The sequence below is a fragment of the Citrobacter sp. wls708 genome (assembly GCF_005281255.1).
Classification (GTDB): Bacteria; Pseudomonadota; Gammaproteobacteria; order Enterobacterales; family Enterobacteriaceae; genus Citrobacter; species Citrobacter werkmanii.
Genome location: NZ_SZXE01000043.1, coordinates 423,989 through 440,816, shown reverse-complemented (window position 1 = coordinate 440,816; position 16,828 = coordinate 423,989). Strand labels below are relative to the sequence as shown.

Genomic DNA, 16,828 nt, shown 5'->3' with positions numbered 1-16,828 from the left:
CTGTTATTTTTTAGCGGATTTCTCTGCTCGCTGCCTGCGCAGCTCTTTGGGATCGGCAATCAGCGGCCGATAAATTTCCACCCGATCGCCGTCATGCAGAACATCCGCAAGCTTTACCGGACGGCTGTAGATGCCCACTTTATTTTTGCTGAGATCGATATCATTACGCAATTCCAGCAGCCCGGAAGCGCGGATAGCCTCTTCCACCGTTGCGCCCTGCTGCAGCGTTACGCGCTGTAAATACTGTTTTTCGGGCAGCGCATATGCCACTTCAACGACAATTTTAGCCGACGCTGACACTGTAAACCTCTTTCGCGCGAACCGTGAAAGCCTGCACCATATTCGAAGCCAGCTCTTTAAAGATGCGGCCAAACGCCAGCTCGATGAGTTTATTCGTGAACTCGAAATCGAGATGAAACTCAATGCGACACGCGTCCTGGCTTAACGGCGTAAACTTCCAGCCGCCAATCAGTTTTTTAAACGGTCCATCGACCAGATGCATCAGGATGCTCTGGTTACTGGTCAGTTGGTTACGCGTGGTGAACGTTTTGCTAATCCCTGCTTTGGAGACATCCACTGCGGCCGTCATTTGTCCCGGAGTCGACTCCAGTACGCGGCTACCGGTGCACCCCGGTAAAAACTGGGGATAGGATTTAACATCATTCACTAACTGATACATCTGCTCCGCACTGTAAGGTACTAAAGCGGTCCGGCTAATCTGAGGCATAACAATTTCCATCAATATCAATCACACAAATAATACCATTTATCACTCGCTAAAAAAAACGCTATAGCCCAACTCGTGCTAAGATAGCGCCTTGCGCCCCGCTGGATGAAATGGGGTGTTTTTCGATTCCAGATTACCTATACTGAGCGGCATTATGACGAAGAAAAAAGCACACAAACCTGGCTCAGCCACAATCGCGCTTAACAAACGCGCACGACACGAATACTTTATCGAAGAAGAGTTCGAAGCAGGACTCGCTCTGCAGGGCTGGGAAGTCAAATCCTTGCGCGCAGGTAAAGCTAACATCGGCGATAGCTACGTTATACTCAAAGACGGCGAAGCGTTCCTGTTTGGCGCCAACTTCACACCGATGGCCGTTGCCTCAACACACGTGGTATGCGATCCCACCCGTACCCGTAAGCTACTGTTAAACCAGCGCGAACTCGACTCTTTGTATGGTCGTATGAATCGGGATGGTTATACCGTAGTAGCACTGTCGCTGTACTGGAAGAACGCCTGGTGTAAAGTAAAAATTGGCGTCGCCAAAGGTAAGAAACAACACGACAAGCGCTCCGACGTGAAAGAACGCGAATGGCAGGTGGATAAAGCACGTATTATGAAAAATGCCGGGCGATAACCTTCTTTTCTCTGTGGCCAGTCTATCACCATGATGACTGGCCTTTATTTTTTAGTTATTGAAAGTCGCACAATACATTCATAGTAATTATAGATTCCATTGCTGAATCGTTCAGTTAAAAATACGAACCCCAGCCTGCAGGCAAGCAGTAGTCCAATAAAATAAAACTTCAAGTACTCCCGCGCGCTATTTTTCATCTTTCAAAATAGCATTATTATTACTGTTGTTTATTATTAAAAATAAATAACAAAAACAACAATTACAGCAACTTATAAATAAAACCTATTTATCGAAACGTTTAACTCATTTCGATGCAAAATATCACCATATGTTTTTAATATCTGGACATTGCAGAAACTTTTCTTTCTGACTATATCATCTAATACGAAAGAACTATTTTGGTGCTCAGACTACGACTTAATTTTTTCAGAAACTGATACCAGTAAATCTTATCCATGAAATTACATGTGTAAGTTCATCATTATGATGAACGAGGCACCTGTCTGCTCATTTTCCCGGCACGCCGTTGCGGATTAATACTCCCGACCTGCCATCAGGAGTGAACATATGCGTCTACTCGCCGTTGTATCGAAGTTGACTGGTGTTTCTACCAATGTTGAAGCCTCTGAAATTACACTCAACTCACCTTCTATTGTGAAACTGTCCGTTTCACGTGAGGAGGTCAGCCAGTTGACTCGTGTTAATCAGGATCTGGTTGTCACACTCCGTTCAGGTGAAACCATCACCATTAAAAATTTTTACGTCGGAAAAGGTGATGCGCAAAACCAGCTCGTTCTGGAAGACAGCAATGGCGCGCTATGGTGGGTTCAGGATACGGATGGTGCTTTCCATTTTCAGCACCTGGACGATCTCACGCCGCTGATGACGGCCGAAGGCAGTCATGACGGAGGCGCAATCTGGCCCTGGGTCCTTGGCGGGGTTGCGGTCGCTGGCGGAATTGGCCTCGCTGCAGGAGGTGGCGGCGGCGGTGGCAGCGGCGGGAGCGATAATAATGCCGGAAACGGTAATGGTAGCGGCGGCAACGGTAATGCCGGAAACGGCAATGGTAACGGCGGCAGCGGTAGTGGCGATGGCGATAACGGCGCGCCGCCAACAACAACCCCCAATATGCCAGACATGCCCGTCATCACCAGCGTAATTGACGACCTGGAGCTTATTACCGGCCTTGTCAATCAACAGGAGTCCACCAACGATAATACGCCTGAACTTCAGGGTACCGGCCCGGCAAATGCCACATTACATATTTTTGATAACGGCGTCGAAATAGGCCAGGTTACTATCGATGCCAACGGCCACTGGTCGTTTACCCCCTCATCCCCTCTTGCAGACGGCACTCACCAGTTTACCGTCAGCGCGTCAAATAATGCGGGTAGTAGTGGGATGTCAGACAGTTGGGTGATTATTGTCGATACGCTTGCCCCTGATGCCCCCGTGGTTACACAGGAAATAGACAATGTCGGTTCCATTACCGGTCTTATCGCCAATGGCGGTGAAACCGACGATGCCACGCCAACTCTCACTGGTACTGGCGAAGCAGGGAGTACCATCAGCATCTATGACAATGGCATCCTGATTGGTATGGAGCCAGTAGATGACAATGGTAACTGGACCTTTACGCCTGATACGCCACTCAGCGACGGCGTTCACAATCTGACGCTGACGCAAACTGACGCCGCAGGTAATGTGGGCGCGGAAACGAGCCTGCCGACATTTACCGTTGATACGACCGCGCCTGCAGGCGCGGTGATTTCCACCGTAAACCTCGAAGGCACCACGGTAACGGGTAGAGCGGAAGCAGGAAGTCTGGTCACTATCATTGGTAGTAATAGCCAGGTTTTAGGTGCAATAACGGTCGATCAAACCGGCAATTTCGTCATCGCGATTTCCCCCTCACAGACGCACGGCGAAGCGTTGCTCGCGAAGATTCAGGATAAGGCGGGCAACATCGGGCCAGATACCCCATTTTATGCCACAAATTCCGGCTATCCGGGCGTACCCGTTATCGTCAGCGTTATGGATGATGCCGCACCGTCAATCGGGTTATTGAGCAACAATCAGGCCACCAACGATCAAACGCCAACGCTCTCTGGCACTGCGGACGCTAACAGCACCGTTAACATTTATAACAATGGTACGATTATCGAAAGCGTGGTTGCCGACGCCAATGGCAACTGGAGCTGGACATCCGCTACGCCGTTGCCGGAAGGGCCGCACGCTTTCAGCGCCACGGCAACAAACCAGCTAGGGACAGGCGGTATGTCGCCAACATTTAATATTAGTATCGACATACAGCCGCCGTCGCCACCAGACGATCTCAGCGTCTCCGCAGACGGCAGCGTTGTCACCGGGACGGCCGAGCCGGGCAATACTGTCGTTATCACCGACAGTAATAACACTCCGATCGGCAGCGGCGTCGCCGGAGAAGATGGATCATTTACCATCCCCATTACCCCGCCACAGACCAATGGCGAAACGATTACCGCCATCGCGACCGATCCGGCAGGCAACCCAAGCCAGCCAGAAACCACGCTCGCGCCAGATATCACGGCCCCGCAGCCGCCTGCTAACCTGATGATTAATCCTACGGGCGATCAGGTTACCGGCACCGCAGAACCCAACAGTACGGTACATATTCTGGATCCAGATGGCGCGATCATTGGAACAGCAACTGCTGGCCCGAGCGGAGATTTCACCGCCACGCTGGTTCCGCCGCAGACTAACGGTGAACACCTTAACGCGAATGCAACGGATGCAGCAGGCAATACCAGCGGTAACACTCCGATTACCGCACCAGATACCACAGCACCTGATGCGCCAACCGGCGTCATCGTCGCCGGGGACGGCGGTTCTGTAAGCGGACATGCCGAAGCGGGAAGCACCGTCACCGTCAAAGACAGCAACGGCAATCAGATTGGTGTTGGTCAGGCTGACAACGGTGGCAACTTCACCGTGTCGATTACACCGTCACAAATGAACGGCGAAACGGTAAAAGTCACCGCAACTGACAGCAATAATAACGAAAGCCTGCCAACCTCGGCGCTGGCACCGGATATCACCGCACCAAACCAGCCGATTATCATTGCCGTGACGGATGATGTCGCGGATGTCATCGGTTCCATCAGTAACAACGGCTTAACTAACGACGATAAACCTAAACTCGAAGGCACTGCCGAGGCCGGAGCTCAGGTTAAAATTTACGATAACGGCGAACTGTTAACGACCGTCACCGCTGATCTCAACGGTAACTGGAACTATACGCCTACAACAGCGTTGACCCAAGGCGCGCACATATTTACGGTGACGGCAACCGATGCCGCCAGCAATACCAGTAGCGCTGCAAGCTGGAAAATAATTGTCGATAGTCTCGCTCCGACCGTCCCCGTGATTACGCTGATTAACGATGATGTCGGCAGCATCACAGGTAGCGTCGCGAACAACGGTTGGGTCACCAACGATAATACGCCAACCATATCAGGCACCGGTGAACCCGGTTCTTTGGTGAGCCTGTACGATGGCAGTTTCCTGATGACAGTCATGCTTGTCGATAGCACGGGAACCTGGAGTTATACCGTTCCGGCAAATCAGGCGCTCAGCGACCGCATCCACCAGTTTACTGTCTCTGCTACAGATGCCGCTGGTAACGTCGTCACCTCCTCCACCGTGGTCAGCGTTACCGTAGATACCCAACCGCCAGGCAATCCTGTCATTTTGACTGCCACCGACGACGTCGGGAATGCGCCGATTGCTCTGTCCACCGGTAGCCGCTCAAACGATACTTTGCCGCTGCTGAAAGGGACCGGGACAGCCGGTTCTACCATCACCCTCTATGATGGCGCCACGTCGATTGGTAGCACAACGGTATTACTTGATGGCACCTGGAGTATTCAACTCAGCCAGCCGCTCAGTGAAGGTCCACATAGTTTGTCAGCAATTGCGACAGACGTTGCAGGCAACGCCAGTAACCCAGGTAATTTCACGCTGACCATTGATACCACCCCACCGCCAGCCCCGGTTATCAGCTCAGCAGAAGGTCTGATTGGCACAACCCTACAAACGTTGAGCAACGGTGGCAGTACCAAGAGCACGACCCCCGAACTGTCCGGAACCGGCGAGCCAGGCGCGACGATTACCCTTTACGATAACAACGTTTTTCTTGGTACCACCACCGTTCAGCCAAATGGAAGCTGGACATATACGCCGACAGGTCCACTGCCGGACGGTCCGCACAAATTTACGGCGACGGCGACCGATGTGGCTGGCAACACGGGGATCCCGTCAGCAGGCTTTACGCTGACGGTAGATAACCTGCCGCCAGTAAAACCAGAGCCGCCAACCATAATGGATGACGTCAACCCGATAACCGGCATCATCACTAACGGCATCACTAACGATACCACGCCAACCTTTAGCGGCACGGGCAACCCTGGCGATCTTATTTCTATCTACCTTGATGGCAACACTTCACCGCTGGGTACTGCGACCGTTGGTGCAGATGGCTCCTGGAGCTTTACGCCCACCAGCCCCATTAATCCGGACAATTATCAGGTCACCCTCACCGCAACCGATCCTGCTGGTAACGTCAGTCCACGTTCGGATGCTGTTGCCCTGGGGATTGATACGACACCTTCAGCGCCGCCGGTGATTATCGCCGCTAACGATAATGTCGGCGACGTCCAGGGCGATGTTGCGGCTAACGGCGTGACCGATGACACCACGCCAACCATTCGAGGTACAGGCACCGACGGGGATATCATTACTCTGTATAACGGCGGTACGGTGCTCGGCACAGCAACGGTGGCAGGCGGAACCTGGAGTATTACGCCCGGGACGGCACTGACCAACGGGAGCTACACGCTGATCGCCACCGCAACCGATCCGGCCGGTAACATCAGCGACAGCTCAAACAGCATTTCGTTTACGGTTAACAACACGAAGCTGACCCTACCGCTGGTCACGGATATTCAGGATAACGTCGGCGTCTTTACCGGTTCGCTAATCAGCGGCAGCGTGACGGACGATACAATGCCAACCATTAGCGGGACCGGCACGCCGGGCAGTACGGTGTTAATTTATGACGGCACAACGACACCGATTGCCACGACTATCGTTGCCGCGAACGGCAGTTGGAGTGTCGAAGTTCCCCTTACGCCCAACGCGACTCACACATTGACCTTCGGTGCCCAGGATGGGGCCGGTAACGTACTGGCGGCAGATAATCCGCTAACGTTGATTGTCGATACGCTGCCTCCTGACATTCCAACTGTTACCAGCGTAGATCCTGATGGGACGAAAGTAAGCGGCACGGCAGAAATTGGCAGCACGGTAATTATCCGTAGCGGCAACACCGTTCTTGGTCAGGGAGTGGCTGACAGTTTCGGGAACTTTACTGTCACGATTTCACCGGCACAAACAACAGGTCAGGCGCTCACCGCTATTGCCCAGGATCCTGCAGGCAATCAGAGCGATCCTGCGCCGTTTAACGCCGCCATCTCCAACGTGCCACATCCCCCGACTCTTGAGATTGTCGATGACATCGCGCCCATCATGGGGGTGATTGGCAACGGTAAAACCACTAACGACACCTTACCGCTGCTGCAAGGAACAGCCACCCCTGGGGCGACTGTTAATATTTATATAGATGGTGTGTCACCTGCCATTACAGTGACCGCCGATGCTGTTTCCGGTGCCTGGAGTTATCAGTTACCCACTGCGTTGACTAACGGCACAACCTATAACTTCACCGTGTCACAAACTGTAGGCGGCATCACCAGCGGTTTATCGCCCAACTACGCCATCACCATCGACACCACAGCTCCGCAGGTGCCAACTATCACCAGCATCATTGACGATGTTGCCCCAGGCACCGGATCGTTGGATAAAGGGCAAATTACCAACGACTCACGCCCGACATTCAACGGAACCGGCGAAGCAGGCGCAACCATCACCCTTTACGATAAGGGCGTTGCTTATGCCACAACCACGGTAAACAGCAACGGTTTCTGGAGCTTTACCCCGACCGACCCTCTGGGAGAAGGCGACCATATCTTCACCGCTCGCGCAACAGATGCCGCAGGCAACCAGGGAGATCCGTCCAGTGATTTCCGAATCATTGTCGATACCCTGGCGCCGGATGCCCCCTCCATTGTGACGGTCACAGACAACGTTGGTACAACTCAGACCCTGACCTCCGGACAGTTGACCAATGATAATACCCCAACGCTCGCGGGCACCACTGAAGCGGATTCGGTTGTGACCATCCGCGATAATGGCGCAGTGATTGGCACAACCACCAGCGATGAAAACGGCAACTGGAGCTTTACGCCTGCGCCTGCTCTCGGTGAAGGCAGCCACTCACTGACCGCATCCGTCACGGATGGCGCGGGCAACATCAGCCCGGCCACGCCACCGTTTGTGGTCGTCGTCGACACGCTTCCCCCTGCTGCACCAGTCATCACCTCGGTGATTGACGATCAACCCGGTAATACGGCGCTAACTAACGGACAGTTGACCAACGATGCGTTGCCAACGCTGAACGGTAAAGGTGAGATCGGCGCCATCATCACGATCCGTGATAATGGTAGCGACTTAGGGACAACTCAGGTGGATGCGTCGGGCAACTGGAGCTTTACGCCAGAAACGCCCCTGGGCCAGGGTCAGCATATTTTCACCGCCGTTGCCACCGATCGGGCAGGAAATACGGGCGGAGTATCATCATCGTTTACGATTGAACTGGACTCTATTGCCCCGTCAATACCGGTCATCAGCACGGTGCAGGACAACACCGCCCCGACAACGGGCCCAATAACCAACGGCCAGACCACGAACGAATCCCGTCCGGCCCTGAGTGGCACCGGTGAAGTTGGCGCGACGATTACTGTCCTGAGCGACGGTCAGCCCATCGGCACTACGACCGTTGGCGCGAACGGTACCTGGAGCCTAACCCCAACGGCTGCACTCAGTAACGGGCCACATACGCTGACCGTCACCGCTACAGACAGTGCGGGTAATACCAGCCCTCCATCCAATGGCTTCGCACTTATCGTCGACACGGTGTTGCCGGGGACGCCAGTCATTACTCAGGTTGCGGATGATGTCGGTCCGGCAACCGGTAATCTGAATAACGGCCAGGCCACAAACGATACACAACCCACACTCAACGGCACAGCTGAAGCCAATTCGACGGTCAAAATTTACGATAACGGAACGTTTATCGGTTCAACCACAGCGGATGGGACGGGCGCCTGGAGCTTCACGCCGCCAGCTCTGGGCAATGGCAACCACGCGCTGACAGCAACCGCGACGGACGCTGCCGGAAACGTCAGCCCAGCGTCCGCTGGATTTAACATCGTTGTTGATACCGTCGCTCCCCTGGCGCCAACCATTATTCAGGCTTTTGATGACGTGCTGCCGGGTACCGGAACGCTGTCGAACGGAGCCTTTACTAACGACACCCGTCCGTTACTCAACGGCTCGGCGGAAGCGGGCGCCCGAGTGGCCATCTACGATAATGGCACGCTGCTGGCGACGGTGACTGCGGCGATAGACGGCACCTGGGAATATCTGCCCGCCACGCTGGGCAACGGTCAGCATGTGTTTACCGCCATTGCCACCGACGCCGCCGGCAACGTCAGCCCGGCGTCGAGTGGATTTACTATTAATGTCGACACGCTTGCGCCAACTACCCCGATACTGGTCTCGGTGGTCGATGACGTCGCAGGCGGCGTGTTCAATGCGGTGCTCAGCAACGGGCAACTCACTAACGATGCGCGCCCAACGCTGAACGGCACCGCTGAAGCAGGCAGCACCGTCAGTATCTATGACGGGAGCACCCTGCTGGGAACGGCACTGGTGCAGAGCAATAACAGTTGGTCGTTTACCCCAACCACGCCGTTGGCGAGTGGATCGCACACCTTCACCGTCACCGCCACCGACGCGGCGGGCAATACCAGCGGCGCGACGGCCGGTTTTAGCGTCGTGGTGGATACTACCGCCCCGACGCTGCCTGCAATCAGCAGCATTATTGATGATGTCGGACCAAACACCGGCGCGATTGGCAATAATCAGCCAACCAATGACGCACGCCCAACGTTAACCGGCACCACCGAAGCCAATGCGCGGATCGATATTTATGATAACGGCATCTTCGCCGTCAGCGTGACGGCGGACGGCAGCGGCAACTGGAGTTACACCCCGCCCACCGAGCTGGCACAAGGTCCCCACTCCTTTACCATCACCGCAACGGACAGTGCAGGTAACACCAGCGGCACATCGGCTCCCGCAGCGATAGTGGTCGATACCGTCGCGCCAGGCATTCCTGGCGGACTTTCAGTAAACGCCAACGGCACGACGCTCACAGGCGTTGCCGAGCCCAACAGCACGGTCATCATTACCTCTAACGGCGGAACGGTGCTCGGTACGGCAACCGCGAACGCCTCCGGTAACTTCACCTTCACGCTGAACCCACCGCAAATCAGTGGGCAAACGCTGTTGGTTAGCGCACAGGATGCCGCGGGCAACATCGGTACAGCAGGCAACGTTCTGGCACCCTTTACCGGTGTACCGCCTGCGCCCGTTATTGCCAGCGTGTTCGATGACGTCGGCTCGGTCACTGGTCTGGTCACGGCGGGCAAAACCACCAATGACACCCTGCCAACGCTCAGCGGAACGGCGCAGGCTAGCGCCGTGGTCCGACTGTATAACAACGGGGTGTTCATGGGCGCCACGACCGCAGATGGCAATGGGCTCTGGAGCTTTACCCCAACCGGCGCGCTCAGCGAAGGTAACCACGCGTTTACCGCCACGGCAACAAATGCCAACGGCACCAGCGGATTGTCCGGTTCGTTCAGCGTGATTGTGGATACCACCCCGCCCTCCGCGCCAACAATACTGATCAGCGCCGATGGCGGAACCGTAAGCGGCGTCGCCGAAGCGGGAAGCACGGTCACTATCTCTCTACCCGGCGGCACCAGCGTGACGGCCATCGCCAACAGCAGCGGTGTCTATAGCGTCAACTTGCCGGTTCGCCAGATTGAAGGTCAATCGCTGTCCGCCACGGCGACCGATGCAGCAGGTAATACATCATCGCCTACAAGCGTTATCGCCCCGGTATTGCCGTTGCTGGCCGAAGACAACATTACCCGTCTGCCGCTACAGACTGATGTGACCGTCAGCACCGAGCATAAAAGCGATTATGGTTTCCTGTTGGTCAACGCGCTGGGTAATGTGGCGAACGTGCTGGGAGACGATACGGCAACCGTCAATTTTAATATCGTCTCTGGCGGCAGCGGATCCATTACGATCAATGCAGCCGCGACCGGCGTGGTCCTGTCACTGCTAAACACGCTGGAGATCGTGATCCAGCGCTTTGACAGTTCGCTGAATGCCTGGGTGACGGTAGTGGATACCGGCCTACCCAACTTTGCCAGCCTTCTCACCTTAGGCGCTTCTGGCGTAACGCTTAATTACAGCGGACTGACGGGGGGTGATTACCGTGTCGTAAGCTATAACACCAACCTGCTGGCAACGGGCTCTTACACCAGCCTTGATGTCGCGGTGGTGAAAAGCAGCGCCGGGACCATCATCGGCGGTACGACGGAATCTGGCAACATCATCACGGATATCGATCCCACCAACGGGCAGGATAACGCGCCGTCTGGCACGCTGGTCACCTCCGTAACCGACGGTAACGGCAACATCGTGAGCGTCCCGGCGGGCGGTATTGATGTGCAGGGGAAATACGGCATCCTGCATATTAATCAGAACGGTAGCTATACCTACACCCTGACCAATACGTCAATTTCAGTGTATGGACGCTCCGAAAGCTTCACCTATACGCTGACGCATGGCGCAGATAGCTCATCGGCAAAACTGGTGGTAACGCTGGGCCAGCCCCCAGCGACCAGTACAGTCACAGCAGCAGATGATATTGCCGCGCTGACTTACGGGACGCAGGTCATTGCGATCGATAATGGAACGTCAAAACAAACCGGCTTCACGCTCGTTAACGTTGGACTGGGTAATGTGCTGGACGTCAGTCTGGTTAACGGCCTGACCAACCCTATCAAATTCAACGTGGATGATGGCGCAACCCGCACGCTGACCGTGCAAGCGAATGTTCTCGGCGTGACGGTGGGCGGTTTTGATCTCTACATTTATCGCTTCAATGAGTCTATTCAACAATATGAACAGTTCCGTGTGAAGCCCAATTGGGTCACCGCGGTGTTAGCTGGCGGCTCTACGGAATACACCATCACGCTGCCTGGCGGAGACTATCTGTTCCTGCTTAACGCTTCCGGCGGTCTGGCTCTGGCAACCACTTATACACTGGACATTAAGACGGATCATACCTACGCCGTAGACAGCCTGAGCGCGTCGACCAACGGAAATCTGTTGGTCAATGACTCGGCTCCGGCCAATACCGTTATTACCGAGGTGAACGGCGTCGCCGTTAACGGGACGGGCATCACAACCATAAACGGGCAGTACGGCACGCTGACTATTGATGCGAAGGGGAACTACACCTACACGTTAAAAAGCGGGCTGGGCGCGGACGGCATCAACACTCCTGACAGCTTCGTGTATAAGGTCCGGGCGCCAAACGGCGACACCGGCAGCGCGTCGCTGAACATTACGGCAACCCCGCAGGCACTGGATGCCGTCAATGACATCAGCCCCCAGATGGCGGTCACCACGCAGGCGGATACATCCCGGTCGTTCACCGATAATAGCGTCGGTAACGCCAGTTGGAACGCCCAACTCTTGTCAGCAACGTCACAAAATGGCACAGGAACTATTGAGGTTGCAGCGGGAACGGCGGTGCAAAACGCCATCCTGCATTTTAACGTCGCTTCAGGTCTGACGCTGGGCGGACTAACCGTCGCCTGGACACTGTACGACAGTAACAACGTCAAGGTGACTAACGGCTCGTTCAACGGCGGATTGCTGGTTGGCGGCAATATTGATATTGCCCTGAGCGGGATTGTACTGCATAGCGGTAACTACCGCCTCGACTACACCGGCAGCGTCGGGGCTCTGGGGCTGGGGAATATCACCATCACCCCAAGCGTAAAAGGCACGATAATCGATCTGCAAAACTTCGAAACCTCCGCCGCAAACAGCGTCACGGGCAATATCTATGACGGAGACCATATTGCCAGCGTGCATACCCTGCTGACGGTGAACGGCACTGGCGGTAGCACTGCCACGTTGGATCCGCTTGGCAACACGACCAGCGCCATCATTAACGGTCTGTACGGCAAACTGACCATCGGCATAGACGGCCATTACACCTATGCCCTCAACAGCGATGTATCACTGGCCTCCATCACGACCAAAGAGACGTTCAACTACACCCTCAACGACCAGCAAGGCCATACCGATACCGCCACGCTGACCATCGACATGAATCCGCAGGTCGTGAGCACCGTGGATGCCGATCGGCTGACCGGCAGCGCATACGGCGATACGCTGATTTATCACCTGCTTAATGCCAACAACGCAACCGGAGGGAACAACAGCGACAGTTGGACCAACTTCTCGATGGCCCAGGGCGACAAGATCGATATCCACGAACTGCTGAGCGGATGGAACCATCAGGCTTCTACGCTTGGGAACTACGTACAGGTCACCACCAACGGATCCAACACCGTGATCGCCATCGACCGCGACGGCACGGGTGGAACTTATCAATCCACCAACCTCATCACCCTGGAGAACGTCAACACCACGCTGAATGAACTGCTACAGAACAACCATCTCATCACGGGTGGTTAATCCATAAAGCTCCGGGCGCCATGACGCCCGGAGCAACTGCCGTAACGGTTGTATTTTGAAAGGGATGAAATATGGGAAAAGTCATGCCCGTGGCATTACTGCTGGCATTAACACTGTGTTCCATGCGGGTGAATGCCGAAGATGAACCGCAAGTTATTACGCCGGAAGGGTTGGCAAACAGCCAGATGCTTCCAAGCCTTGACGGCTCCGTCGCCGATCTGCCGCTAAGCCCTGCCGCCCCCGGAACTCTGACGCTGAACGATGCCGTGAGTCGTGCCGTGAGCTGGCACCCTACCATTCGTGAATCTATCGGCAAACTACTCTCACAGAATGAGCAGATAGACGTGGCGAAATCGAAATATTACCCGCAGGTAACTGCCGGAATGAACAACGGCTACAGCAATACTTATACTGACCACGGCTTTAGCCCGGCCCTGGTTATTTCGGTGTCGCAAATGCTGTATGACTTCGGCAAAGTGGCCAGCCAGGTCCGCGCTGAAACCGCAGGATCCGCGCAACAACAGGCTAATGTGTTACTCAGTATTGATACCATCGCCCACGCGACCGCCAACGCGATAGTCCAGGTGCAGATGTGGCAGCAAATGGTGGACGCCGCCGAGGAGCAACTCTCCGCTCTGAACGGCATTGGCCGATTGACCCGGCAACGCAATGATGAAGGCGCAACCTCACTATCAGACGTGGTGCAAACCGATGCGCGTATAGAGTCCGCGCGTTCGCAACTGGCGCAGTACCAGGCCAATCTCGACAGCAGCAAGGCAACGCTGATGAGTTTTCTCGGCTGGAACTCGCTCAACGGCATCAGCAATGAATTTCCCGGCAAACTGGACAGCAGTTGTGATGTCGTTAAACCCGACGATAAGCTGGTTCCTGCCGTGCTCGCGGCGTGGGCGCAGGCGAATGTGGCGCAGGCCAATCTCGACTACGCCAACGCGCAAATGACGCCGACTATCTCTCTGGAGCCGTCGGTTCAGCACTATCTCAACGACAAATATCCCAGCCATGAGGTGCTCGACAAAACCCAGTACTCCGCATGGGTAAAAGTTGAAATGCCGCTGTATCAGGGAGGCGGACTTACCGCCAGACGCAACGCCGCCAGTCATGCAGTTGAGTCAGCCCAGTATTCCATTCAACGAACCCGGCTTGAGGTACGGCAGAAATTACTGGAATCCCGCAGCCAGGCGATGAGTCTCGCCACCGCTCTGCAAATTCTGCGACGCCAGCAGCGACTGAGTGAACAAACGCGCGAGCTGTATCAACAGCAGTATCTGGATCTTGGCTCTCGCCCGTTGCTCGATGTGCTTAACGCCGAGCAGGAGGTGTATCAGGCGCGTTTTGCTGAACTCCAGACCCAAAACCAGCTACGCCAGTTACAGCTGAACTGCCTCTACAACACCGGCTCGCTACGCCAGGCATTCGCCTTAAATAACCGCAGCATTCAATCGGTGGAGATACAGCTATGAGCGACGTCGATTCACATGCGGAAGAGGCCATTGGCGAACAGGCCCTGAGCCAGTGGGCGCAGGCGATGACGTATATTGCCAGCCACTATCGCGTTGCCTGCTCCCCCGGCGCAATCCAGGCCAACGCTCCATGGTTTGCAGGAAAAAACCGCACCCTCGCGCTGACGCAACTGGCGCGCCAGGCAGGCCTGTCATTTCACGCACTGGATACCACAAAGCAGGCGTTCAGCCAGTGGCGTTTACCGGTAGTGGCTGAACTGCGCGACGGCCAAATCATGGTGCTAGAACATTTCAACGGTGACGATGCGCTGGATGTTTTTATCATCGCCGAAGAGGGGCAGCGTAACCGGCTGACGGTTGCAGAGCTTGTGCCGGAGATCGTAAGCATTACCGCGCTGCGTCCGCTTTCGGCGCTAAAAGACAGTCGGGTAGACCGCTATATTTCTCGCTTTAAGCCCGACTGGATGCGCGAACTGGTTTTACAGGATATCCGCCCTTACCTGCCGGTGATGGTTGCCGCTTTTCTGATTAACGTTCTGTCGCTCGCCGGGATTATCTTTTCGATGCAGGTCTACGATCGGGTGATTCCGGCCCAGTCGTATCCGACGCTGTATGTTCTCTCAACCGGCGTTCTGGTGGCGGTCCTGTTTGGCTTTCTGCTGCGCGAAGCACGTACCCACATTATGGATCTGCTGGGTAAACGCGCCGATATGCGCATTTCCGATCGGGTGTTCAGCCATGCCCTGCGGCTGCGTAATAGCGCCGTACCTCGCTCTACGGGGAGCTTTATTTCTCAACTCCGCGAGCTGGAGCAGGTTCGCGAGATGATCACCTCCTCGACCATGTCGACTATTGTCGATCTGCCTTTTTTCTTTCTGTTTATCGTGGTATTGGCCTGCATTGCCCCGCCGCTGGCATGGATAGCGCCCGTCGCCGCCCTGCTGATGATCCTACCTGGTTTACTGTTACAGAAGAAGCTGGCGGTGCTCGCCAACCAGGCCGCACATGAATCCACCCTGCGCAACGCGGTACTGGTTGAAAGCGTTCAGGGGCTGGAGGACATCAAGCTGATGCAGGCGGAAAACCGCTTTTTACAGCAGTGGAACAGCTACATCCGTATTACCGGAGAGTCCGGACTGCGCACGCGCAAGCTGACTCAGGGGCTGATTGGTTGGGGCATGTCGGTACAAAGCCTGGTCTACGCCGCCATTATTATGTTCGGTGCGCCGATGGTCATTGAAGGCACGATGACCACCGGGGCCGTGGTGGCCGCCTCCATGCTCGGTTCCAGAATGATTGCCCCAATGGCTAACCTGTGCGGCGTGCTGGCCCGCTGGCAGCAGGTCAAAGCAGCGAAGATGGGGTTGGACAGCATCATGCAGCTCCCCACCGAAACGCAGTACGATGAAGATCGGGTACATCAGGAAATTCTTCACGGTCATTATCTCTTTGAAAACGCGCACTTTCGCTACCACAGCGACGATCAGCGCGTGCCGCTGCGTATCTCACGTCTGGAGATCATGCCCGGGGAACGAATAGCGCTCCTCGGTCGTAACGGCGCGGGGAAATCAACGCTGCTGCAGGCCATGGCGGGCGGCGTGGAGATTATTCAGGGTGAGGTCCGACTCGATAACCTAAGCCTGGCGCAAATCGATATGGCCGATTTACGCCGCAACATCGGTTTTCTCAGCCAGAATGCGCGGCTGTTTTTCGGCACCCTGCGTGAGAACCTGACCCTTGGCGCGCCGCATGCCAGCGACGCGCAGATATTCGACGCGCTGGAGGTCAGCGGCGCAGCGGCTTTCGTTAAACAACTCGCCAAAGGGCTGGCGCATCCGATTATGGAGGGCGGCAACGGTCTGTCCGGTGGACAGCGGCAGTCGATTTTGCTGGCAAGAATGCTGCTGCGCTCACCCAATATCGTGCTACTGGACGAACCCAGCGCTTCACTGGATGAACATACCGAGCGGGAGTTTATTCAGCGGCTAAACCTCTGGCTGGGCAACCGTACACTGATTGTCGCCACCCATCGCGTGCCGGTTCTGGAGCTGGTCGAGCGCGTGGTGGTATTGAAAGAAGGTCAACTGGTGATGGATGCCCCGAAAGCGCAGGCGTTGAATGCGAGTCGGGCACCTGTACCTACTCACGGTCGGGAGTGGAAAAATGAAAACCAATCCGCATGACGCCGCC

6 protein-coding genes are annotated in these 16,828 nt (G+C 55.4%); 4 read left to right on the top strand and 2 right to left on the bottom strand.

Annotation, left to right across the window (positions count from 1 at the left end):
- Window positions 1–3 precede the first annotated feature (3 nt).
- Together FDW97_RS23255 and ratA are read right to left on the bottom strand one after the other, a co-directional pair.
- A complete protein-coding gene (locus FDW97_RS23255) occupies window positions 4–300 on the bottom strand; it encodes an RnfH family protein (protein ID WP_038642768.1) in 297 nt (98 codons plus the stop codon).
- Entirely contained in the window at window positions 284–727 is a 444-nt protein-coding gene (gene ratA, locus FDW97_RS23250; protein WP_038642770.1) for a type II toxin-antitoxin system toxin RatA, read from the bottom strand. The genes FDW97_RS23255 and ratA overlap by 17 nt, the downstream gene beginning before the upstream one ends.
- A 154-nt stretch (window positions 728–881) precedes the next feature.
- On the opposite strand from ratA, the gene smpB reads away from it, so the two are divergent.
- From smpB to FDW97_RS23230, 4 genes are all read left to right on the top strand, one after another.
- Window positions 882–1,364, top strand: a complete 483-nt coding sequence (smpB, locus tag FDW97_RS23245) for an SsrA-binding protein SmpB (RefSeq protein WP_043017973.1) — start codon at window positions 882–884, stop codon at window positions 1,362–1,364.
- 567 nt (window positions 1,365–1,931) lie between these two features.
- Window positions 1,932–13,157, top strand: coding sequence for a BapA/Bap/LapF family large adhesin (locus FDW97_RS23240; protein ID WP_137351683.1), 11,226 nt, complete (start codon window positions 1,932–1,934; stop codon window positions 13,155–13,157).
- Between the two features lie 71 nt (window positions 13,158–13,228).
- Window positions 13,229–14,638, top strand: coding sequence for a TolC family outer membrane protein (locus tag FDW97_RS23235; protein WP_137351682.1), 1,410 nt, complete (start codon window positions 13,229–13,231; stop codon window positions 14,636–14,638).
- The gene (locus FDW97_RS23230; RefSeq protein ID WP_137351681.1) at window positions 14,635–16,821 is read left to right on the top strand and encodes a type I secretion system permease/ATPase; all 2,187 of its coding nucleotides are present in this window, start codon (window positions 14,635–14,637) and stop codon (window positions 16,819–16,821) included. The genes FDW97_RS23235 and FDW97_RS23230 overlap by 4 nt, the downstream gene beginning before the upstream one ends.
- Window positions 16,822–16,828 lie beyond the last annotated feature (7 nt).